The organism is Streptomyces sp. ActVer, assembly GCF_027270795.1.
Classification (GTDB): domain Bacteria; phylum Actinomycetota; class Actinomycetes; order Streptomycetales; family Streptomycetaceae; genus Streptomyces; species Streptomyces umbrinus_A.
The window spans coordinates 1-22,967 of the sequence record NZ_JAPWHT010000133.1 but is presented as its reverse complement, the minus strand read 5'-3'; the positions used below and the strand labels follow the sequence as shown (position 1 = coordinate 22,967).

General features: G+C 71.2%; 18 protein-coding genes and 1 pseudogene. 4 read left to right on the top strand and 15 right to left on the bottom strand.

The genetic code is table 11. From position 1 onward, the window contains the following. From O3Q52_RS22440 to O3Q52_RS22375, 14 genes and pseudogenes are all read right to left on the bottom strand, one after another. A pseudogene (locus tag O3Q52_RS22440) lies at nucleotides 1-1,006 on the bottom strand (S9 family peptidase); the annotation flags it as partial. 6 nt (nucleotides 1,007-1,012) lie between these two features. Further along, complete coding sequence (locus tag O3Q52_RS22435; RefSeq protein ID WP_269650561.1) at nucleotides 1,013-2,365, bottom strand: M20/M25/M40 family metallo-hydrolase; 1,353 nt, start codon at nucleotides 2,363-2,365, stop codon at nucleotides 1,013-1,015. Continuing rightward, the gene (locus tag O3Q52_RS22430; RefSeq protein ID WP_269650560.1) at nucleotides 2,358-3,194 is read right to left on the bottom strand and encodes a M55 family metallopeptidase; all 837 of its coding nucleotides are present in this window, start codon (nucleotides 3,192-3,194) and stop codon (nucleotides 2,358-2,360) included. The genes O3Q52_RS22435 and O3Q52_RS22430 overlap by 8 nt, the downstream gene beginning before the upstream one ends. 46 nt (nucleotides 3,195-3,240) lie before the next feature. Next, complete coding sequence (locus O3Q52_RS22425; RefSeq protein WP_269650559.1) at nucleotides 3,241-5,064, bottom strand: immune inhibitor A domain-containing protein; 1,824 nt, start codon at nucleotides 5,062-5,064, stop codon at nucleotides 3,241-3,243. Between the two features lie 91 nt (nucleotides 5,065-5,155). Continuing rightward, complete coding sequence (locus O3Q52_RS22420; RefSeq protein WP_269650558.1) at nucleotides 5,156-5,833, bottom strand: GntR family transcriptional regulator; 678 nt, start codon at nucleotides 5,831-5,833, stop codon at nucleotides 5,156-5,158. An 84-nt stretch (nucleotides 5,834-5,917) separates the two neighbouring features. Beyond that, complete coding sequence (locus O3Q52_RS22415; protein WP_269650557.1) at nucleotides 5,918-6,919, bottom strand: proline racemase family protein; 1,002 nt, start codon at nucleotides 6,917-6,919, stop codon at nucleotides 5,918-5,920. 85 nt (nucleotides 6,920-7,004) lie between these two features. Further along, nucleotides 7,005-7,910, bottom strand: coding sequence for a dihydrodipicolinate synthase family protein (locus O3Q52_RS22410; protein WP_269650556.1), 906 nt, complete (start codon nucleotides 7,908-7,910; stop codon nucleotides 7,005-7,007). Between the two features lie 36 nt (nucleotides 7,911-7,946). Further along, nucleotides 7,947-9,371 (bottom strand): NAD(P)/FAD-dependent oxidoreductase, encoded by a 1,425-nt coding sequence (locus tag O3Q52_RS22405; RefSeq protein WP_269650555.1) that lies wholly within the window; start codon nucleotides 9,369-9,371, stop codon nucleotides 7,947-7,949. Further along, entirely contained in the window at nucleotides 9,364-9,672 is a 309-nt protein-coding gene (locus O3Q52_RS22400) for a (2Fe-2S)-binding protein (protein ID WP_269650554.1), read from the bottom strand. Before O3Q52_RS22400 ends, O3Q52_RS22405 begins: the two co-directional genes overlap by 8 nt. Beyond that, complete coding sequence (locus O3Q52_RS22395; protein WP_269650553.1) at nucleotides 9,669-10,847, bottom strand: FAD-binding oxidoreductase; 1,179 nt, start codon at nucleotides 10,845-10,847, stop codon at nucleotides 9,669-9,671. Before O3Q52_RS22395 ends, O3Q52_RS22400 begins: the two co-directional genes overlap by 4 nt. Nucleotides 10,848-11,041: 194 nt before the next feature. Beyond that, nucleotides 11,042-11,764 carry a class I SAM-dependent methyltransferase gene (locus O3Q52_RS22390; protein ID WP_269650552.1) on the bottom strand — a complete coding sequence of 241 codons (723 nt, stop codon included), beginning with the start codon at nucleotides 11,762-11,764 and terminating at the stop codon, nucleotides 11,042-11,044. Between the two features lie 187 nt (nucleotides 11,765-11,951). Further along, nucleotides 11,952-14,405 (bottom strand): SpoIIE family protein phosphatase, encoded by a 2,454-nt coding sequence (locus O3Q52_RS22385; protein ID WP_269650551.1) that lies wholly within the window; start codon nucleotides 14,403-14,405, stop codon nucleotides 11,952-11,954. A 191-nt stretch (nucleotides 14,406-14,596) separates the two neighbouring features. Beyond that, a complete protein-coding gene (locus tag O3Q52_RS22380; RefSeq protein WP_269650550.1) occupies nucleotides 14,597-16,990 on the bottom strand; it encodes an MFS transporter in 2,394 nt (797 codons plus the stop codon). Nucleotides 16,991-17,210: 220 nt separating this feature from the next. After that, complete coding sequence (locus O3Q52_RS22375; protein WP_269650549.1) at nucleotides 17,211-17,654, bottom strand: SRPBCC family protein; 444 nt, start codon at nucleotides 17,652-17,654, stop codon at nucleotides 17,211-17,213. A 184-nt stretch (nucleotides 17,655-17,838) separates the two neighbouring features. On the opposite strand from O3Q52_RS22375, the gene O3Q52_RS22370 reads away from it, so the two are divergent. From O3Q52_RS22370 to O3Q52_RS22355, 4 genes are all read left to right on the top strand, one after another. Next, entirely contained in the window at nucleotides 17,839-18,873 is a 1,035-nt protein-coding gene (locus O3Q52_RS22370) for an Rv2578c family radical SAM protein (RefSeq protein ID WP_269650548.1), read from the top strand. A 281-nt stretch (nucleotides 18,874-19,154) separates the two neighbouring features. After that, nucleotides 19,155-20,741, top strand: coding sequence for an alpha/beta hydrolase (locus O3Q52_RS22365; protein ID WP_269650547.1), 1,587 nt, complete (start codon nucleotides 19,155-19,157; stop codon nucleotides 20,739-20,741). A 65-nt stretch (nucleotides 20,742-20,806) separates the two neighbouring features. Beyond that, nucleotides 20,807-21,205, top strand: coding sequence for a RidA family protein (locus tag O3Q52_RS22360; RefSeq protein ID WP_269650546.1), 399 nt, complete (start codon nucleotides 20,807-20,809; stop codon nucleotides 21,203-21,205). An 80-nt stretch (nucleotides 21,206-21,285) separates the two neighbouring features. Then, the gene (locus O3Q52_RS22355) at nucleotides 21,286-21,843 is read left to right on the top strand and encodes a GNAT family N-acetyltransferase (protein ID WP_269650545.1); all 558 of its coding nucleotides are present in this window, start codon (nucleotides 21,286-21,288) and stop codon (nucleotides 21,841-21,843) included. Here O3Q52_RS22355 and O3Q52_RS22350 read toward each other — a convergent pair. Continuing rightward, nucleotides 21,816-22,832 carry an ATP-binding protein gene (locus tag O3Q52_RS22350; RefSeq protein WP_269650544.1) on the bottom strand — a complete coding sequence of 339 codons (1,017 nt, stop codon included), beginning with the start codon at nucleotides 22,830-22,832 and terminating at the stop codon, nucleotides 21,816-21,818. The two genes, O3Q52_RS22355 and O3Q52_RS22350, sit on opposite strands and share 28 nt — an antisense overlap. Nucleotides 22,833-22,967 lie beyond the last annotated feature (135 nt).

Here is a 22,967-nt window from a genome sequence, read left to right as displayed (position 1 = left end):
TGGCCGCGTACTCGGTCCAGGGTCCGGCCGCGTCGACGACCTCGCCGGTCTCCGGGTCGAGGATGCCGAGCGCGGTGGCGCCCCGGCCGTGCACGACGGCGATGAGTCCGCTGTCCAGTGGCGCGAACCAGCGTCGGCCGACCGTCCACAGCGGTCCGGCGAACTCCTCCTCGCGCGTGCAGACGGGCTCGCCGTCGCGGTAGAGGTTCCACCAGCCGGAGCGGTCGCTCGCGTACAGCAGGGTGCCGTCGGCGCACCAGTCGGCCTGGGCGATCGACTCGTCCGGGCCTCCGGCCGCCTTCCGGGTGCCCCGCAGCGTGCCGTCGGGGCCGACGTCGGCCACCATCAGTTCGGTCCCGTCCCACGGCATCCGCGGGTGGTCCCAGCCCAGCCAGACCGCGCGCGTCCCGTCGGGCGAGATGCGCGGCCCGGTGACGAACCGGTGCTGCCCGTCGGTGAGTTCGCGTACCGCGTCCTTGTCCTGCGCGGCCGACCCGTCCAGCGGCACCGCGGCGACGACCCGGCGCACGTCGGTCGGCCCGTCGCCGGTGAACTCCTCCAGTACGCACCAGACCTCGCCGAGTTCGAGATGCATCTGCGGGTCCACCCACCGCAGTCCGCCGCCCACCGGCGACACGGGGGTCAGGGGGCGGGGCTCCTGGTCGGGGCGGGCGGGCTCGTACGCGTACAGCCGCTGGTCGGCGAAGTTGACGAAGACCACCAGCGCGCCGTCGTCGCCGACCGCCCCGGCCCAGGGGTGTCCGCCGTACTCCATGACGCGGCTGCGCACGTTCCACGGGGCGGGCAGGACCGATTCCTCGGTGCCGTCGGCGCGGCGGCGCACCAGGGCGCGGCGACCGCCCTCGGTGGGCCGGGGCTCGGTCCACCAGACCTCGTCCCCGACGAAGCCGACGAAGTCGGGGTGTCCGTCGTGCGCGGCGGCCAGCGCCGCGTCGATGGGCGAGGGCCAGGAACCGTAGGCCAGGGTCTGCACGATGTCCCCCATTTTTCCCTAGGCCGTGCGCAGAAAGCGGTCGAGTACCCGGACGCCGAAGTGCAGCGCCTCGACGGGCACGCGTTCGTCGACCCCGTGGAAGAGGGCCTGGTAGTCGAAGCCCGGCGGGAGCTTCAGCGGCGCGAATCCGTATCCGGTGATGCCGAGGCGCGAGAACTGCTTGGCGTCCGTGCCGCCCGACATGCAGTACGGCACGACATGCCCCTCGGGCGCGAACTCCTCCACGGCGGCACGCATGTTGGCGTACGTCGTCGAGTCCACCGGTGCCTGCAGGGCCACCTCACGGTGGTGGAACTCCCACTCCACGTCCGGACCGGTGAGCTGGTCAAGGGTCGCGCGGAACTCGTCCTCGGTGCCGGGCAGATAGCGTCCGTCCACGTGGGCGACGGCCTCCCCGGGAATGACGTTGACCTTGTAACCGGCGTTCAGCATCGTGGGGTTGGCGCTGTTGCGCACGGTGGCCTCGACGAGCGAGGCGGCAGGGCCGAGCTTGTGCAGCAGGGCGTCGACATCGTCGAAGTCAGGTTCGATGCCGTACACCGCGGCCATCTCGGTGAGCGCGGCGCGGACCGTCGGGGTGAGCCGTACGGGCCACTCGTGGGCGCCGATCCGCGCGATCGCGGCGGCGAGCCGGGTCACCGAGTTCTGCCGGTTCACCTTGGAGCCGTGGCCGGCCCTACCGCGTGCGGTGAGCTTCAGCCAGCCGGTGCCGCGCTCGCCCGCCGCGACCGGGTACAGCTCGCGGCCGGAGCCGTCGTGGAAGGTGAAGGCGCCGGACTCGCTGATGCCCTCGGTGCACCCCTCGAAGAGCCCCGGATGCTCGTCGGCGAGGAAGCCCGAGCCGTCCTCGGCGCTCGCCTCCTCGTCCGCGGTGAAGGCGATCACGATGTCGCGCCGGGGGCGCACGCCCGCGCGGGCCCACTGCCGTACGACCGCGAGGATCATCGCGTCCATGTTCTTCATGTCGACCGCGCCCCGGCCCCAGACGACCCCGTCGCGGACCTCCCCGGAGAACGGGTGCACGCTCCAGTCCTCCGCCTGCGCCGGTACGACGTCCAGGTGACCGTGGACGAGCAGCGCGTCGGCGGACGGGTCGGTGCCCTCCAGGCGCGCGACGACATTCGCGCGCCCCTTCGTGCGCTCCAGGAGCGTCGGCTCCAGGCCCGCCTCGGCGAGCAGCGCGGCCGCTTCCTCGGCGGCGGGCCGCTCCTGGCAGTCCCCGCCGCCGCGGTTCGTCGTGTCGATCCGGATGAGATCTGAGGTGAACCGGACGACCTCGTCGAGGGCCTGCCCGTCGACCGCCCCGCCCCTGGCCGTGTGCTCCTCGGTCGCGCTCCTGCTGTCAGCCATAGGTCTCCTCCACGGCGGCCGAGACGATCGTGGTGACCGCCTTGAAGGTACGAATCCCCTCGTACATGGTCGGGCTGGTGTACGCGACCTTCCGCTCCCCGATGCGCTCGACGCCCGGGACGACGGTGGCCGCCATCGCGAGGTGCTCGGCGTCGAACTCCAGGGCCACGGTGAACGGACCACCGTCCACGGGCTCGTGCCGCACCGCGAGGGCTGTGGCCTCCTTGGCGGCGGCGCGGATGTCCGACGCCGTACGCGCCGGTGTGCGGCACACGGCCGCGTACCGCGAGACATGGTCCTTGACGGCGACCTTCAGCGCCTCGGGGGCGTAGCCGAGCGCGTCCTCGCAGGCCACGTCGTCGCCGGTGACGAGGACGACGGGGACGCCGTACTCGGCGACGACATGCGCGTTGAGCAGGCCCTCGCTGGCGCGTACGTCGTTGATCCAGACGCCGGTGATCGAGTTGGCGAGGTAGGTGTGGGCGAGGACGCCCTCCATGCCCGCTCCCGCGTGGTAGCCGACGAAGGCGATGCCGTCGACGTCGCCGTGCTGCACGCCCTCCACCATGGACAGCGACTTGTGCCGCCCGGTGAGCATCTGCGCCCGTTCGTCCAGCTGCTCCAGGAGCAGGTTGCGCATGGTCCAGTGGGCCTCGTTGATGAGGACCTCGTCGGCGCCGCCGTCGAGGAAGCCGAGAACGGCCGCGTTCACGTCCGAGGTGAACATCGACCGGCACCGCTCCCACTGCGGTGTGCCCGGCAGGACGTCGGCCGGCCAGGTCACCCCGGTGGCGCCCTCCATGTCGGCGCTGATGAGGATCTTTGCCATGCTCCAGTTGTATCGCAGTCCGGAGGAGCCCCACAGGGGAGGGCGGTCAGCCGGACGAACCGACCGAAACCTTCACTCGGCCGTCGGTGTACTCCTCGTCCACGGTGATCGTGGTGCCGTCGGGTCCCGCGAGGACCGGGACACCCGGCCGGGACGGGATCGTCGTCTCCACACCGTTCTGGTGAAAAGTGAGCGGTGCGGTGGGCCGGCGCCCGAAGGGAGCGTCGTACGTCTGGAGGCGGCCCCGGATCACGGCCCCGGAGGTGTCCAGGGCGGGCTCGGCGTGTGCGTCGACCGGCAGGATCTGACCGTGGCCGCCGTTCGCCTTGGTCCTGTTGTCCCGGTACTTGGTGTTCCAGTACCAGATCAGCGTGCCGCTCTCGTAGTGCAGCCGCTCCTTGAGCCGAGGCAGTATGGAGCGCCAACCCAGTTGGAACGGGCCGGACTTGAGGTACGTGTCCTCGCCGACGTACTGCCGGTTCTCGACGACGTAGTAGCGCGCGTTGCCGTCCGCGTCCGCGGGGAGCTTCACCAGAAGGGCTTCCTTGCCCTGCGTCGAGGAGTCGACCGACAGCGGGTTCAGGACGACGGTCGAGGGGGTGCCCGCCTGCGCCGTCGCGTGGTCGAGCCAGCCGAGCCGCAGTTTGGCCCACGCTCCCAAGTCAGCGGGATGGGCGGACAGTTCGGCCTCGTTCGAGAGCAGGGAGCCGTGCGACATGACCGACCAGAAGCCGGTCGAGTTCTCGCCGCCGGAGGTGTCGTACAGATCGGGCAGACCCAGGTCGTGGCCGTATTCGTGGGCCAGCGTGCCAAGTCCCCTGTTCTCGTTGGTCATCGTGTAGTCGTTGACCCAGACGCCCGAGTCGCCGACCTGGCTGCCGCCGTCCCGGTTTCCGTTGGCGGGGCCCGACTTGCCCGCGCCGGACTGGAGATAGCTGACGCTGCCGCGGTGTGAGCCGATGGCGTCGGTGCCGTTGACGCCACCGCCGTTGGCCTGCGACTCCCCCGCGAACATCAGCATCACGCGGTCGAGATAGCCGTCGGGTTCGTTGAAGATCCCGTCCCGGTCGTGGTCGTTGCGGTCCCAGGTGTCGTACGTGGCAAGGTACTTGGCCAGCGAGGCCACGGTCCGGCCCGTCGCGCGCTGGTCCTCGTACCACTTGTCGAGGCCGTCGGTGACGAGCTGCTCGTTGCAGTAGTACGTCGAGACGGCGACGCCGTTCTTCCGGCAGGTGTCGGTGCCGTAGTGCGCGAGGGGGTGGTCGACGCGGGTCCAGTCCTGGACGGTGCCGGTGATCGAGTAGACGCCGCTGGACTGGCGCTGAAAGTACGACCTGAGGGTGTCGCCCGAGGTCTCGTCCGCCGTGCCGAAGATCTGCCGCTGGTAGTAGGCCCGGCTGTAGTCCCGGGTCCACACCGTGGCGTTGTCGGTGGTGCGGTCGGGCTCGGGAATCCGGTTGTGCGTGTAGTCGCTGAACTCCACCGGCAGCACGAAGATCCGGTCCGCGGTGCGGGCCGTCTCCGCGTACGAGCCCTCGCGGTACTCGATCCGCTGCGAGGAGCCGCGCGTCTCGGGCGTCACCTCCCCGGCTGCGACCTTGGCGACGGCGAGCGTCCGGGCGCGCTGGGTCCGCTCGCCCCTCTTGCTCAACAGATCGTGGTTGGGGGCCTCGGCGGCGGCCCCGGTCTCCGGGGAGGCAGTCATGACGGGGTTGGCAGCGACGGGGTTGAGGGCGACCGCGACGGAGGCGCCAGGGGCGTGGACGGCCAGGGCAGCGACGGTGGCGACCAGGGATCCGCCCAGGCGCGCAGATCTGTGGAGGAACACGGATCTGCGGAGGAGCGGAGACCTGCGGATGCGCTTGCTCAACGTGCGTCCTTCTCGCGGCTGCCGGGGCGCACTCAGGAGAGCATGGAGGTACGGATGAGGCGGGTTGCCCGGCAGCGTGTCGCCGCCGAGGTCACTCGGCCGCCCACAACCCCCGTACGTGTCCGAGGTGGCGGGTCATGACGGCCCGTACCGCCTCCTCGTCGCGGGCGATGAGCGCGTCGAGGATGTCCAGGTGCTCCGCGGCGGAGGCCTCCAGGCGGCCCGCCTTCACCAGCGCGTGCAGGCCGTAGAGGCGGGAACGCTTGCGGAGGTCGCGGACCACTTCGACCAGGTGGTCGTTGCCCGCGAGGGCGAGGAGCCCGAGATGGAAGCGCATGTCCGCCTCGACGTGCGCGACGAGGTCACCGGTCGCGGCTGCCGTGACGCTCTCCTGGGCGGCCGGGCGCAGCGCCTCCAGGGCGACGGGGTCGGCGGTGGCGGCGAGCGACACGGTGGTGGGGATCTCGATGAGTGAGCGGATGTGCGTGTACTCGTCGAGCTGCTTCTCGGACACGGCGGTGACCCGGAAGCCCTTGTTCGGCACGGTGTCGACCAGGCCCTCCTTGGCGAGGTCGAGCATGGCCTCGCGGACGGGAGTCGCCGAGACACCGAAGCGGGCGGCGAGGGCCGGCGCGGAGTACACCTCGCCCGGACGCAGCTCCCCGGCGATGAGGGCGGCCCGCAGCGCGTCCGCGACACGCTCGCGGTAGCTGGGCTTCTTGCCGCCCAGCGAGGGCAGGGCGGGGGCGCTGGCGCGCTGGGCGGGCATCGGGGGGTCTCCTTGGAACGGGCGGTGCGTGGGGTGAGGCGGGCAGTACCAGTGGTCGGGCGGGGGCGCGCGGTTCCGAGGCCTTCAGAGGACGAAGCCCGCCGGGAACGGGTCGGTGGGGTCGAGCAGATACTGGGCCGTGCCGGTCACCCAGCCACGCCCGGTGAAGCTTGGCAGGACGGCCGGGATCCCGGCGACCTCGGTGGTGTCGAGGAGCCGGCCGGTGAAGTGGGTACCGATGAAGGACTCGTTCAAGAACTCGGTGTTCAGGGGGAGCTCGCCGCGTGCGTGCAGCTGCGCCATGCGCGCGGAGGTGCCCGTGCCGCAGGGTGAGCGGTCGAACCAGCCGGGGTGGATGGCCATCGCGTGCCGCGAGTGCCGGGCCGTCGAGCCCGGGGCGGTGAGCTGCACATGGTGACAGCCCCGGATGGACGGATCCTCGGGGTGGACGGGCTCTCCCTCGGTGTTGATGGCGTCCATCAGCGAGAGCCCGGCCGCGAGGATGTCGTCCTTGCGGGCCCGGTCGAAGGGCAGCCCGAACTGGTCGAGCGGCAGGATCGCGTAGAAGTTTCCGCCGTACGCCAGGCCGTACGTCACCGTCCGCCCGTCGGCGAGCTGGATCTTGCGGTCCAGGGCGACGGAGAAGGACGGCACGTTCTTGAGCGTGACCGCCTTGGCCGCCCCGTCCTCCACCGCCACCTCGGCGACCACGAGCCCCGCCGGGGTGTCGAGGCGGATGGTGGTCACCGGCTCGACGACCTCGACCATGCCGGTCTCCACGAGGACGGTCGCGACCCCGATGGTCCCGTGCCCGCACATCGGGAGATAGCCCGACACCTCGATGTAGATGACGCCGTAGTCGCAGTCGGGACGGGTCGGCGGCTGGAGGATCGCACCGCTCATCGCCGAGTGGCCGCGCGGCTCGTTCATCAGCAACTGCTTGATGTCGTCGCGGTGTTCACGGAAGTACAGCCGCCGCTCGTTCATGGTCGAACCCGGGACCGTGCCGATGCCTCCGGTGATCACCCGGGTCGGCATGCCCTCGGTGTGCGAGTCGACGGCGTGCAGGACGAGTTTGCTGCGCATGGGGCTCCCTGGGGGTGAGGTCTCCTGCGAGGCAGAGATCGAGATCGTGGCCGCGTGCCTTCGGGCGGGCGTCCGGGACTGCGGCTCAGGCGAGCCCGGCCGCGACGGCCCGTTCGGTGGCCTCGCGCACGGCCTGCTCCTGCTCGGGAAGGAGCGGCACGCGCGGCGCCCGTACCGGACCGCCGTGCCGCCCCACGATGTCCATCGACAACTTGATGGCCTGCACGAACTCGGTCTTCGAGTCCCAGCGCAGCAAGGGATGCAGTTGGCGGTAGAGCTTGCCCGCGGTGTCCAGGTCTCCCGCGACGGCGGCACGGTACAGCGCGACGGAGGCGGAGGGCAGCGCGTTCGGGTAACCGGCCACCCAGCCCTTGGCTCCGGCGACCGCCAGTTCCAGCAGCACGTCGTCGGCGCCGATCAACAGGTCGAGTTCCGGGGCGAGTTCGGCGATCCGGTAGGCGCGGCGTACGTCACCGGAGAACTCCTTGACCCCGTGGATGTACCCCTCGCCGTGCAGCTTCGCGAGCAGCTCGGGCACGAGGTCGACCTTGGTGTCGATGGGGTTGTTGTACGCGACGACCGGCACGCCCGCCTTGGCCACCTCCGCGTAGTGGGCCAGGACCGAGCGCTCGTCGGCGCGGTAGGCGTTCGGGGGCAGCAGCATCACGGAGGCGCAGCCCGCGTCGCGTGCCTGCTCGGCCCAGCGGCGGGCCTCGGCGGACCCGTACGCGGCCACGCCCGGCATCACGCGCTGCCCGCCGATCGCGGCCACCGCGGTCTCGACGACCTTGGCCCGCTCCTGAGGGGTGAGCACCTGGTACTCGCCGAGCGAGCCGTTCGGTACGACCCCGTCGCAGCCGTTCTCGACGAGCCAGGAGCAGTGCTCCGCGTACTTGTCGAGGTTGACGGAGAGGTCGTCGTTCAGCGGGAGGGCGGTGGCGACGAGGACGCCGCGCCAGGGCCGGTTGTCGATGACGTTGTCGTCAGTCATGAGGGGTCCCATCCGGTTTCGGTAGAGGGTGACGTGTCATGAGGGTTCGCCGGGCTCACGAGCCAGCACCCCGAGGGGCACAGGCCGGGCGAACGGCCGTCGGGAGGGTGTCTCGGGACAGCGCGCGAGCCCCGCCACGGCAGGCCCGCACATCCGTCCCTGACACCAGCCCATCCCGGCCCTGGTCAGCAGTTTCACGGTGCGTACGTCCCCGGCCCCGAGGTCGTCGACGGCCTCCCGGATCGCGGAGGCGGACACCTCCTCACAACGGCACACGACGGTGTCGTCGGTGACCTGCTCGACCCAATGGGCGGGCGGGGCGCAGACCGAGTCGACGGCGGCGAAGAACTCCCGCAGCCCGGCACGCGCCTTGGCCGCCGAGGCGTACGAACTCCTTTCGGGCGTACGGGAGTCGAGCCGTGCCGCGATGGACAGTCCGGCGATCCGGCCCTCGGCCGACGCGAGCGCCGCGCCGCCGATCCCCGTGGCCTCGCCGGCGGCCCAGACGCCGGGCACGTCGGTGCGCTGTTCGTCGTCCACTGCGACGGCAACCCCGTCGAGACGGCAGCCGAGTGCTTCGGCGAGGTCGGTGTGCGGGAGCATGCCGTGGCCGACGGCGAGGGTGTCGCACGGGATGCGCCGCCCGGTTCCCGGCCGGACCCGTCCGCCACCGTCCAGGACGGCGACGGTGACGGCTTCGAGCCGGTCGGTGCCGTGCGCGGCGGCGACCGTGCTGCGGACCTGGGCCGTGACTCGGTGGCGTGTCAACTCGGCCGCGTACCGGGCGCCTTCGGCGAGTTTCGCGGGATGGGCCGCGAGCACGCGGGCCTGCCGAGCGAGGTTCCGGGGGTCGGCGGACTCCACGAGGGCCGCGACCTTCGCCCCGGCCGAGGCGAGCCCGACGGCAACGGGCAGCAGCAACGGCCCGGTCCCGGCCACCACGGCGGTACGCCCCGGCAGCACGAGCCCGCCCTTGAGCATGGCCTGTGCCCCACCCGCGGTGACCACTCCGGGGAGGGTCCAGCCGGGAAAGGGGAGCACCTTCTCGTACCCACCGGTGGCGAGCAGCACGGCGTCCGCGTGAACGGTGACCGGCTCCTCCTGCTCGGGCCCGAGCAGAGCGTGCACGGCGAAGGAGCCTCGGCCGGTGTCATCGGCAGTGGAGGCGCCGGACTGCCGCTCCACGAACCACACATGATGATCCGTCAGGTGAGTGACGCGGCCCGCGGCGATGTGCGCCGCGAGTCCGTCACGAAGCCGTTCCCAGGTACGCCACTGATGGTGCAGGGCCTGCGGACGGCGGGCCCCGAGCCCCGGGGCGGTCTGACGGTAGAACTGCCCGCCCGCCTGCGGAGCGGAGTCGACCAGGGTCACCGGCACACCGCGAGCCGCGGCGGCGAGGGCGGCCGTGAGTCCGGCGGGGCCGGCGCCGATCACCGCAAGGCGTCGTCGTTCAGTCATGGTGGCCGGTCCCTTCCTGCGTGCGGATCACGTCCCCGGCCTCGGCCCGGACCAGACAAGCCCGTTGGTTCACCCGCCCGTTGACGCTCACCAGACAGTCGAAGCACACCCCGATGCCGCAGAAGACACCGCGCGGCTCGCCGCTCCCCCGGGTCGTACGCCAGGACGTGATGCCCGCCGACCAGAGCGCGGCGGCGATCGTCTGGCCGGGCAGAACAGTGATCTCCCGTCCGTCGAAGGTGACGGTGAAGGCGGGCCCGGGCCGGGCGTCGACCAGGTCGAGCGGAGTGCGGGGCGTCACGGAGCCTCCTCGGTCACCGGATCGGGAAAGCGGTCGGGGCGGAACGACGCGAGGTCAAGATCGGGGGTCTTCTCCGCCAGCACCTGGGCGATCAAGTGGCCCGTCCCGGTGGCGAGTCCGATGCCCGCGCCCTCGTGCCCGCACGCGTGGAAGAGCCCGGGCACGCGCGCGTCCGGCCCGATCGCGGGCAGATGGTCGGGCATGTACGGACGGAACCCGAGGTAGCTGCGCATGGCCCTGACCTCCGCCAGGAAGGGGAACAGCCGGGTCGCCCCCGCCGCGAGCGCCCGGGCGACGGGCAGGGAGAAGGAGCGGTCGAAGCCGACCCGTTCCCGGCTGGCCCCGATCAGCACCGGTCCCGCCGCCGTGCCCTCGACCACCGGGGAGGTCTGCAGCGCGGCCGAGTCACTGGCCACGTCGGCCACGTAGTCGGCGGCGTACACCTTGTGCCGCACCCGGCGGGGCAGCGGCTCGGTGACCAGGACGAATCCGCGCCGGGGCAGCACGGGCAGGGACACCGCGGCCAGCGCGGCCAGCTCCCCGCCCCAGGTCCCGGCGGCGTTGACCACGGCGGGCGCGTGCACATCACCATGAGATGTACGGACCCCACGCACCGCCCCGGCCGCCGTGCGCAGCACCTCCGTGACCGTCCACCCGGTCCTCAACTCGGCACCGGCCGCACGAGCGAGCCGTACGAGATGCGCGGCGGCCAGTGTCGGCATCACCTGGGCGTCCTGCGGATAGAGGACCCCGCCCGCGAGCCCCTTCGCCAGGTAGGGCTCCAGATCATGGAGTTCACCGGCGGCGACGGACACAGCCTCGACACCGGCGGACCGCTGCCCGACGGCAAACCGCTCCAGCGCCGCGAGCCCCTCGGGTGCGGACGCCACGACGACCCCGCCCTTGGCCTCGTACTCGACGGCCCCGGCCACTCCGGTCTCGGCGGCAAGATCGGCCCACAACCGCCCGGAGAGCAGGGCGAGTTCGAGCTCGGACCCCGGTTCCTTGTCCGAGACGAGCAGATTCCCCTCCCCGGCCCCGGTCGTACCCCCGCCCACCGGCCCCCGGTCCACCAGGACGACACTCAGCCCCGCCCGAACGGCGTACAAAGCACTGGCCGCCCCGACCATCCCGGCCCCGACGACCACAACATCGCAGGTCAGCGACTTGGTCACGCCAGTACTATGTCACATACCTCCAGCCGGGCCAAGGGTGCCGGGAGCCGCTCCGCGGCGGCGGGCGCCCCTATCGGACCCCGCTCACCACGGGCCCCGTGAGGGGCGCGGGGAACTGCGCGACCAGCCCCCACACACCCGCACCCATCACTCAACGTCCAATCCCCATCGCCAACTGAGGATCACGCGAAATCTCAGACCCGCCCTACCACGACCCACCTCGACGGCAACTCAATCCGCGTACCGTCCGCCAAGAACTCGGTCGTCACCAGCGGCAACTCCCCACTGGCCAGCACGGCGAGCCCCGCAGCCCGCAGATACTCAGGCACAGCGGCATCAGCCACCTCCCCCGGCGCGATCCCATGCCGAAACACGGGCGCAAGCTTGGCCGGAGGCCCGCCCGGGCCCTGGGCGAGACCCCGCAGAATCGGCCCCGCCGCCTCCGCGAGCTCGACAAGAAAGGCACGCCCCCGGTCACCCACAAGCGTGGCGAGCCCATCCACCACCGGCTGCCGATCATCCGGCTCGCACTGATGCAGGACACCCCGCATATACACGTTCACGTCACCGAGCTCCGCATGGAGCGTCTCCGCTTCCACCTTCTCGGCCGCGTCGAACAGCCGGTAGGAGGCCTGCCCGGCCGGGTCCGCGAGCCGGGCGTGATCGAGGGCGGCAGCCGAGAGGTCGGCACCGATGACCCGCGGATAGCGGTCGGCGAGGAACCGGGTCTGGGTCCCGTTGCCGCAGCCGAGGTCCACGAGAGGCAGCCCGGGAGCCGGCAGCTGCGGTTCGAACAGCCCGAGGTGGATCCCCGCCGTGACCGCGGGCTCAGCGTCCCAGAAGACGGCCCCCTGCTCGCCGGGAGCCTCCCGCCAGAAGCCCTCCCAGGCCTCTCTGTACCGAGTCGTCACACTCATGCCAGCTCCCCAGGACGCGACCACGGACCGCCGAAAAGTGGCGGGCAGTCCGGTCTATCGCGCCCGGCGTGAAGCGACAAGCAGGCGGCGCACACCTTCACCGCTCATTCGACTGCCGCACCCCGATGTGCGCCCCTCGTGCCCCTCGCCCCCCAGGAAACGGGCGGCGCGGCACGGCCGACAGGAGCTAGCGAAGCGGCAGGGTCAACTCGAACCACACCGTCTTGCCGGAGCTCGTCCGGCTGGTCCCCCACTCCTGCGCCAGCGTGCTGACCACACGCATCCCGCGCCCGAACTCGTCGAGTTGGCGCGTGCTGAGCAGCGTCGGCAGGGTGTGGTCGTCGTCGTCCACCTCGCACAGCAGCGTCTCGCCCCGGACGAGCCTCAGCTCGATGGGCCGGCTGTGTGAGTGCCGTACGGCGTTGGTGACAAGCTCGCTCACCATCAACTCGGTCGGGTCGACAAGGGAGTTCAGCCCCCACACGTGAAGCTGTTCGCGGACCACGGCGCGTGCCCTGCCGACCTCCGAGCGGTCGTGGCCGATCCGCCACTGGGCGACGTCCTCGGGCTCGATGCCGTTGAGCCGGGCCATCAGGAGCGCCACGTCGTCCTTGCGGCCGCCGCGGGTGTTGAGGGCGCGAATGATGGTGTCGCAGGCGTCGTCCATGGAGGCGGCCGGGTGCGCGGCGGACTCGCAGAGCGTGGCGAGTCCGACACCGATGTCCTCACCGCGGACCTCGACGAGACCGTCGGTGCACATCACCAGCCGGTCGCCGGGCGCCACTCGAACCCCTACGGACTCGAAGGGCACTCCGCCGACACCGATGGGCGCGCCCGTGGGCAGGTCGAGCAGATCACTGCGGCCGTCCTCGGCGCGGACCAACACCGGTGGAATATGACCCGCGTTCGCTATCTGCAACTCACTCCTGATGGGGTCGTACACCGCGTACAGGCAGGTCGCGAGGTAGTGCTCACCGAGGCGCTGCGCCAAGTCGTCGAGGTTGCGCAGGAGTTGGGCGGGCGGCAGGTCGAGGGCCGCCATGGTCTGTACGGCGGTGCGCAACTGGCCCATCATCGCTGCCGAGTTGAGCCCATGCCCCATGACGTCGCCGACGACGAGCGCGGTCCGTGACCCGGGCAGTTTGACCGAGTCGAACCAGTCGCCGCCGACCCGCCCCAGCAGCGTGCCCGGCAGATAGCGGGTCGCGATGTCGCAGCCCGCCATGCGCGGCGCGATGTGCGGCAGCATGCTGTCCTGGAGGGTCTCGGCGACACTCTCCTGGTACGTGTACATCCGGGCGTTGTCGAGTACGAGCCCGGCGCGGGCGGCGAGTTCGGCGCCGGTGACGCGGTCCATGTCGTTGAACTCGACGCGCTCCGGGTGCCGGAGCAGGATCATGAAGCCGAGGACCACGTTGCGGGCCTTGAGGGGCACGACCAGCATGGAGCGGCCCGTGATGAGGGGCCGGATGTCGCGCTTCTCGAACTGCGCGGCGATCATGTGCCCCATCTGCTCGCTGATGCGGGGCACGAGGACGGGGTCGCCGGTGGTCATGCACTGGAAGAACGGGGTGTGGGCCGGGAACGGCATGGCCTCGCCGACCGGCACGACGTCGTCCCAGCGGCCCGGCTCGTCCGTGTGCTCCAGAGCGACCCGGTGCCACATCGTGGTCGTGTCGGGGACGCCCTCGGGGAAGCCCTCACCTGCGACGACCTGTTCGCGGAGATAGGTGCCGGCCACGTCCGTGAAGCGGGGGACCACGGCCCGGCTGACCTCGACGATGGTGCGGGACAGGTCGAGTGAGGTGCCGATCCGCCCGCTGACCTCGTTCAGGAACTCCAGGCGCTCGCGGACGGCGGCGTATTCGAGGTCCTCGACCTCGTCGGGTTGGTCCTGCGGCAGGGGTGCGCCGGCCGCGACGGCAGCGGCCGCCCGCTCCTGACGCGCCCTGCGCTCCGCACGCCGGGGCACGCCCCAGTCGGGAGTGACGGGCACCCGGTCGTTCTGGCTGAACTCCAGGACGGGATAACCCAGTTCGAGGACCTGGGCGACGATGCGGGCACTCTCACCGACGCTCATGCTGGGCAGGATCTCGGGCAGCCTGCGGGCCAGTTCCTCGGCACCGGGGAAGTCGGTGTGCAGTGCGAACCCGGGTGCGATGCGCTCCATGACCAGCCCCGCGCCGGTGTCCTCCTGGCTCAGCCCGGCCGCATCGGCGGCGAGCACCAACAGCCGCTCCGGGCCCGGCCCGACCAGCGGATACGCCCACCACAGCACATCGATCCGGTCGCGATCACCGTCGGACGCCGACAACCGCGCGCGCCCCGCCGCCGGATAGGACAGCCGCCCGTCGAGGGACGACTCCAGGTCGGGCCCGAGTCCGTCGTGCGGCGAATACGCCCCGTAGGGAGCGACCTCGTCGTCATCGGGCAGGGCACCGGACACGGGCAGCAGATCGGCTGCGGGCCGTCCGACCGCCTCGTCCTTGGCGGCCCCGAACAGCCGCCGGGCGCCCCGGCTCCAGTGCGAGACCAGGCCTTCACGGTCGACGACCACCACGGCCAGCGGAATCCGGCCCGCCGCGACCCCGTTCCCGCCCGCACGGCCGTGAGCTGTGCCCCTCTCGGTGCCACGGTCCATGGCCCAGGCCCTCTCTCCCACGGTCCGCAAGATCTGTACCGCCGCAACCACGGTACGTCCACGCCCGGTTGCCATGTGTGGCATTGAGCTAATTAACTCCGGCGCACACCAGCGCCCCGTCAGGGACGCCCTTCAGGGGGGCGGGGAACTGCGCGCCCAGCCCCCACCGGCCCGCGGCCGACGAACAACCCTCAATTCTCATGGCCCAACTGCAGATCCCGCTCAGTCCGCCCACCCCCGGCCACCTGCAAAACAGTAGCCACCGGCGGGTACCCGGCGGCGATCACCGTGTACTCCCCCGAGGAAAGATCAACGAACCGGAACGTTCCGTCACCCCCGGTGGTCAACGTGTCCACCACATTCCCCGCTGCGTCCAGCAGCGTCACCCGCGCATCCTCGACAGGCCGCCCCCCACTGGCCCGCACGGTCCCCCGAAGCACCGCCCCGCCCGCGAGCTCGACATCCTGCCGGGTCTCCCGGGCGGCCTGCACGCTCACGGGCAGGGCAGCGGGCCGAAAGGCCGGCGCACTCGCGGCCAGCGTGTACTCACCGGCCACCAACTCCGAGATGACGTAACCCCCTTCCCGCCCACTGCGCGTCGTGGCGACGACCTCACCGTGCACATTGGTGAGCGTGACGGTCGCGTCCCGCACAGGCGTCCCGTCCGCCGTCACCACGCTCCCGGCCAGCCGTCCGGCGCCGCCGAGCACGACGTCCAGCTCGACCGGCCGCTCCCCGACAGTGACGCTGACGGCCTGCGGCTGATGCCCGCCGGCCGCGGCGATGAGGACGTACGACCCCGACCCGGGCGTCGACAGCGCGTACCGTCCGTCGTCGCCGCTCGCGCCCCGGCCGATCTGCTGTCCCGCGACGTCGATGAGGGTGAGCGCGGCGCGGGGCACGACGGTGCCGTCGGGATGCTGGACGGTGCCGCAGACGGGCACTCCGGCGGCGTACGAACGGGCCTGCGGGACCGAGGAGTTGTAGGACGCGGTGGTCTCGGGGGCGGCAGAGGTGTGGTGGGACACCAGCGGTTTCTCCTTGAGGAAGAAGGTGACGAGCAGGCCCAGGACGAGCACCGGCACGAGGTAGAGGAAGATCCGCGGCATGGCGTCGGCGTAGGCCGCGATGTAGCCGTCGCGAAGCTCGGCGGGCAGTGCGTGGACGAGCTGCGGGGTGATGGACTCGGGGTCGGGCAGGCCGGCCCCGGCGGGCAGCCGTTCGGCGAGGGAGTCGGCGAGCCGGTCGGCGAAGAGCGTGCCGAAGATCGCGGCGCCGACGCTGCCGCCGATCTGCCGGAAGTAGTTGTTGGCGCTGGTCGCGGTGCCGAGGTCACGGGGCTCCACGGAGTTCTGCACGGCCAGGATCAGTACGGGCATGACGAGGCCGATCCCGGCGCCGAGTACGGCCATCCAGATGCTGTAGTGCAGCCTGGGTGTGTCGACCTCCAGCCGCGACAGGAGCCACATGCCGAGGACGGAGAGGAAGCCGCCGAGGATCGGGTAGATCTTGTAGTGGCCGCTGCGGCTGATGAGTTGGCCCGAGACGACCGAGGCGCCGACGATGCCGGCCATCATCGGGAGCATGAGCAGGCCGGACTCGGTGGCCGTGGCGCCGTCGACCATCTGCAGATACGTGGGCAGATAGCTGGCCGCTCCGAAGAGGGCGACCCCGACGATCACGCCCACCAGGCCGGTGACGTTGAAGACGCCGTCGCGGAACAGCCGCAGGGGGATGAGGGGTTCGGCCGCGAAGTGCTCGGCGACGAGGAACAGGGCCGTGGCGGCGACGGCTCCCGCGCCGAGTCCGATGACGACGCGCGAGTCCCACGCGTACTCCGTTCCGCCCCAACTGGTCAGCAGGACCAGGCAGGTGGAGGCGGCGGCGAGCAGCAGGGCGCCGAGGACGTCGAGGCGGGGCCGGACGGTCGGCTTCGGGAGTTTGAGCACGACGGCGACGACGGCGAGCGTGACCAGGCCGAAGGGCACGTTGACGTAGAAGCACCAGCGCCAGGAGAGGTGGTCGGTGAAGTAGCCGCCGAGCAGCGGTCCGGCGACCGACGCGAGGCCGAAGGCGGCGCCGATCAGGCCCATGAAGCGGCCGCGTTCCCTGGGCGGCACGATGTCCGCGATGATCGCCTGCACGCCGATCATGAGTCCGCCGGCGCCCACGCCCTGGAGCGCGCGGAAGGCGATCAACTGGTCCATGGTGCGCGACCGTCCGGCCAGCGCGGAGCCGATCACGAAGACGACGATCGCGAACTGGAAGACGCCCTTGCGGCCGTAGAGGTCGCCGAACTTTCCGTAGACGGGCAGTCCGACGGTGGCGGTGAGCAGATACGCGGTGATCGCCCAGGACATCCTGTCCAGGCCGTGCAGCTCCCCGACGATCTTCGGGAGAGCGGTGGCGACGATCATCTGCTCCAGCGCGGCGAGCAGCAGCGCCAGCATCAGCGCGAAGAACACCATCCGCACGCGGGCCGGGCCGAGCTCCTCGAACTGCGGTGGCTCCGGCGGCCCTTGGGGTGTGTCAGGGGCCGGGGCCGAAACGCCGCGTTCGCCCGCCGCCAGAGTCGTCCCGCCCACGTGCTGCTCCCCTCGTCGCGCCTGCGCGGCCCATTTCTCGCATTACGCGACAACTGGGAGCAAGCGCGACGAGTCGCCCGTCAGTGGAGCTCCGCGGGCGTAACCGCCGGTGGGAGCCCTACGGCGTACGACGGAGCCATACCGAAAACCACTCGAAACGGTGAGCGTGAGAATCGCCCGGTCGAGCGCCTCCGCGCGCTCACCGGGACTGCGCCGAGGGCTACTTCTCCACCTCGGTGGCGAGCTTCGCCAGCACCTCGTCGTAGATCCGCCCGAGACCCTTGGGCGCGAAGGTCTTCTCGAAGAAGCCGCCGATGCCGCCGGCACCGTTCCACACCGAGGTCACGACGACCCGGGACTTGCCCTCGCCGGCCGGAGTGACGCGCCAGGTGGTCACCATCGAGGAGTTGCGGTCCTTCTCGACGAGTTCGCCGTCGGTGGGCTCGCTCACCTCGAGCAGGCAGTCGCGGACGCGCTTGCTCGTGGCCTGGAGCTTCCAGTGGACGAGGCTGCCCTCGCCGTCACCGCCCTCGCGCACCTCGTACTCGCTGAAGTGCTCGCTCAGGAGCTTCGCACGCGTGCCGGTGTAGTCGGCCAGCGCATCGAACACGTCGTCCGGCTGAGCCGCTACGACTCGCTCAGTGGTGGCCTCGACCTGCGCCATTGCGTTCCTCCAGCACTCGGGATCTCGGGGGTCAGCGCTCAGCCAACCATCAGGCGGTCGAGCCGCCCAAATCGGGGTCCCCTCAGGGCCCCGGAGCCTCGGACGCCACGCCCGTCGAATATGAGTTCGCACGATCAAGGGAACATGTGTTCTATTCTATGCCCAGTGCTACCGAGGAGGCGTCATGCGCTGGGAGAACCTCACAGTGGAGTCCGGCGGCAACCTGCCGAAGGACGCCGCGCTGTTCGGCGCGGACGCGGTGACCACACGTACGTTCGACACCCCGGAGTTCCGTGGAATCACGTTCCACGAGATCCGGGCCAAGTCGATCGTGAACCGGGTGCCGGGCGCTTCGCGCATGCCCTTCGAGTGGACGGTCAACCCGTATCGGGGGTGCACGCACGCGTGTGTCTACTGTTTCGCCCGCAAGACCCACAGCTATCTGGACCTCGACACGGGCCTCGGCTTCGACAGCCAGATCGTGGTGAAGGTGAACGCCCCGGAGCTGCTGCGACGGCATCTCGGCTCGCGGCGCTGGCTCGGCGATCACATAGCGATGGGCACGAACGTGGACTGCTACCAGCGCGCCGAGGGCCGCTACCAGCTGATGCCCGGCATCATCGCGGCCCTGCGCGACCACGCGAACCCCTTCTCGATCCTCACCAAGGGCACGCTGATCCTGCGAGATCTCGACCTCCTGAAGCAGGCGGCCTCGGTGACCGAGGTCGGGATCTCCGTCTCGGTGGGCTTCACCGACCACGAGCTGTGGCGGACCGTGGAGCCGGGCACGCCCGCCCCCGAGCGCCGCCTCGACGCCGTCCGCACCCTGAGCGAACACGGCATCGACTGCGGGGTCCTGATGGCCCCGGTGATCCCCTTCCTGGGCGACGACCCGTCCCAGCTGCGCGCGACGGTACGGGCGATCGCGGCCTCCGGCGCCACCTCGGTCACGCCGCTCGTGCTGCATCTGCGGCCGGGAGCGCGCGAGTGGTTCATGAGCTGGCTGGCACACCACCACCCGTATCTGGTGCGCCGTTACGAGCGGCTGTACGCGGAGGGTGCCTACGCCCCGAAGTGGTACCAGCGCCGGATCACCCGTCAGGTCCATGAACTGGCCGAGGAGTACGGGATAGGTCCCACGCGCACGGGGATGCCGCGCAGGATCCCGGCGCCCGTGGAACCGGCCGTCCCGGAGCCGACCCAGCTCACCCTGCTCTGACCAGCACCAGCACCAGCACTGGCACCGCCACCCGCTCCGACCAGCACGTCTCAGCTGCATCCGGGCGCATCGCGCGGGCCGATCGGGTCAAACTCTTGTCAGAATCGCTTCTTCCGGGCGGCCACTCCGGAACGATACGGCGAAGGCCGTGGCGTGCACGGCCCACAACCTCCGTCCTGGGAGGTCCGATGCTGCATCTCCCCGGGGGACAACCCCCGGACCCCCGGCCCGAGGATCAGGCCAGAATCCCTGCCCGGAACATCCATGCGAGGCGATTCATCGTGAACCGACGCGCAGCTGCTCTGTGCGGTGCCGCTGCCGTGGTGGCCGGATTGATCACCGCGATCCCGGCCGGCGCGAGCGCGGACTCCGCGACCGTAGCGCGCACCACGCTCTCCGCCGACCAGGCGAAGCTCACCTGGAAGAAGTGCGGCACCACCTCCTATCCGACGCTCCAGTGCGCGTCCCTGAAGGTGCCGCTCAACCACGCGAACCCGCACGGCGAGCGCATCACGCTCGCGCTGTCACGGGTCCCGCACACCGCGAAGAAGTCCCAGGGACCGCTCCTGGTGAACCCGGGCGGCCCCGGCGGCAGTGGTCTCACGCTCGCCGGCTTCGTCGCGGCCACGCTGCCGAAGGCGGTGGCCTCGCAGTACGACGTCGTCGGCTTCGACCCGCGCGGCGTCGGCGCCAGCAAGCCCGCCCCCAACTGCAGGCCGGGGCACTTCACTCCCGTACGGCCCGACTCGGTGCCGAGCACCCCCGCCCTGGAGAAGGCCAACCTCGACCGGGTCAAGGCCTTCGCGAAGGCGTGCGGCGCGAAGTACGGGAAGCTGCTGCCGTACCTCGACACCGTGAGCGCGGTCCAGGACATGGACGCGATCCGGGACGCACTCGGCGCCAAGAAGATCAACTACTTCGGGTACTCGTACGGCACCTACCTGGGCGCCGTCTACGCGAAGCTCCACCCGGACCGCGTACGGCGCATGGTGCTCGACTCCATCGTCGACCCCACCGGCGTCTGGTACGAGGACAACCTCGCGCAGGACTACGCCTTCAACGACCGTCACCGGGCCTTCATGGCCTGGGTCGCGAAGAACAACGCGAAGTACAAGCTCGGCACCGATCCTGAGAAGATCGAGGCCAAGTGGTACGCGATGCGGGCGGCGCTGGCGAAGAAGCCCGCGGACAAGACGGTGGGCGCCTCCGAACTGGAGGACACGTTCGCCCCCGGCGGCTACTACAACGGCTACTGGCCGTATCTCGGCGAGGCGTTCGCGGCCTTCGTGAACGACAAGAACGACGACCCGCTGGTCGAGGCGTACCGGAACTTCGGTGCCGTCGACGCCGCGGGCGACAACAGCTACAGCATCTACACCTCGGTGCAGTGCCGTGACGCGTCCTGGCCGCGCGACTGGGAGAAGTGGCGCGAGGACAACTGGGAGGTGTACGAGAAGGCGCCCTTCATGACCTGGAGCAACGCCTGGTACAACGCGCCGTGCGCGTTCTGGCCGACGGACTCCCTGGAGCCCGTGGACGTCTCCAACGACTCGGTGCCGCCGGTGCTGCTGTTCCAGGCGACGGACGACGCGGCCACTCCGTACGAGGGCGGTGTCATGGCCCGTCGCCTGTTGCGCGGCTCCAGCCTGGTGGTCGAGCAGGGCGGCGGCAACCACGGCATCACGCTGAGCGGGAACGCCTGCCTGGACAAGCACCTGGCCACGTATCTGGCCGACGGCAGGGTGCCGCGCAGCGGCGGTGAGGTCGACGCGGTGTGCAAGACGCTGCCCGACCCCAAGCCGCTGAGCAAGAAGGCCTCGGCCTCGCGCGGCACGACGCTGCACGGGCTGCTCGGGTTCCGGGGCTGAGCCCCGGAAGGTGAGCGGCGGCGCCCGTCGGGGGCGTTGTCAGTGCCGTGGTGCAGGATTGATCCATGGCCGAACTGACGCGCATCTCCGCCCCCGACGGGGTCGCCCCCGCCGCCGCGTACACCCACGTCGTCATGGGCACGGGCCGCTTCGTGGCCGTCTCGGGCCAGCTCGCGCTCGACGAGGACGGCAAGCTCGTCGGGGAGGGCGACCCGGCGGCTCAGGCCCGCCAGGTCTTCGAGAACCTGCGGCGCTGTCTGGCCTCGGCCGGGGCGACCTTCGACGACGTGGTCAAACTGACCTTCTTCGTCACGGACATGGCCTACATGCCGGCCGTCCGCGCGGCCCGGGACGAGCACATATCCCCCGACCGCCTCCCTGCCGCCTCGGCCGTGCAGGTCGCCGCCCTGGTGAGCCCGGACTTCCTGATGGAGATCGAGGCGTTCGCGCTGCTGCCCGAGTGAGTCGCGGATGCCGCCCGGGCGATCCACGGGCCCGCCGTAGTTCAGGGGACCCCTCCCCCACGGCCGCCTAGGGTGCCGCCATGGACGAACGCCTCCGCGCCCCCTCTCCCACTCCCACCCTTCGCGTCCGGGAGATGGCCCTGGCCGACTGTCCCCGCGTGGCCGAGATCCGGGTGCGCGGCTGGCAGACGGCGTACCGAGGGATGATGCCGCAGGCGTACCTCGACGGGCTCGACCCGGCGGAGGACGTCGGGCGGCTGCGGGCCCGCTTCGAAGAGGCCGGTGAGGGCGTGATGAGCCTGGTCGCGGAGTGGGACGGCGACGTCGTCGGCTGGGCGTGCCACGGCCCGTACCGGGAGGGCGAAGTCCGCACCGCGGAAGCCGAGTTGTACGCGATCTACGTGGACCCCGACCGGCTCGCGAGCGGTGTCGGTCGCGCCCTGCTGCGGGAGTCCGTCGCCCTCTGCACGGCCGCGGGGCACGGCCGGATGCTGCTGTGGGTGCTCCGGGAGAACGCGAGCGCGCGCCGCTTCTACGAGAAGGCCGGTTTCGCACCGGACGGCGCGGAGGAGCCCTTCGAGGTGGACGGTGTCGAGGTGCCTGAGGTGCGTTACGCCCGTGTGCTGGGCGGCTCCTGAGGGAGGCTCACGCAGAACACGGCGCCGCTCGGCCGGCCGGGCTCGTACCAGGCGTCGCCGCCGTTCGCGCGGGCCAGGCTGCGGGCGATCCACAGGCCGAGGCCGGTGCCCTCGGTGACCGCCGCTGTCGCGGGGTCGCGGCGGTAGCGCTCGAAGAGGTGCGGGACGAAGGACTCGGGCACACCTGGACCGTGGTCCGCGACGGACAGTTCGATGTGTCCGCCGGTGGCGCGCGCCGTGATCTCCACGGGTTCCCGGCCGTAGGCGAGGGCGTTCTCCAGGTAGTTGGTGAGGATCTCGGCGAAACCCACCCGGTCGACGCGGGCCACCAGATGCGCGGGCACGGCCAGCCGCAGGTCACGGCCGCGGGCCGCGGACTCGGCGAGCCGTTCCAGGAGGAAGCCCAGCACCGCCACCGTCTCCGGCACACCCTGCTGCCAGGCCCCGTCGATGCGGGCGGCGGTGAGCAGCTTGCGGACGAGCGACTGCAGTCGGGCCGTGCGCTCGGCGATCCGCTCGACCAGTTGCGCCCTCCCCTCGTCCGTCAGGTCGGGCGGCGGTTCCTTCAGTACGTGCACCAGGGCGCCCAGGGCGGCGAGCGGGTTGTGCAGTTGGTGTGCGGCCACGGCGACGACCACGCTCTGGTGTTCGAGGGCGGACTGGAGGACGTGGTCTGCCTGCCGTCGGCGGGTTCCGTCGCGCAGTGCGGCCACGTACAGCCGGCGGTCGTCGTGCCGGGCCAGGGTGACCCGCATCTCGACGACCTTGCTGCGGCCGTTCGGCAGGACCAGTGTGACCTCGGTGGCCTCGCCGTGGACCAGCGGGAAGCCGAACACCGAGCCGATCAGTTCGTCCGCGGGTCGCTCCAGCAGGGCCGCCGCGGCCGGGTTGCAGGCTCGTACGCAGCCGTCTGCGTCGACCGCGACGATGCCGTCCGGGGCGGCCAGCGTCATCGCCTCGTACAGGTTCCGCGGCCCGTCGTCAGTCATCGATCTCGCCCCCGCCGCCCCTACCCGTTCCCGTCCCCTGGGGGCTGCCGCCCCCAGACCCCCGCTGTCGGCCTGAACGGCCTCGTCCTCAAACGCCGGACGGGCTGGGTATTTCAGCCTCTCCGGCGTTTGAGG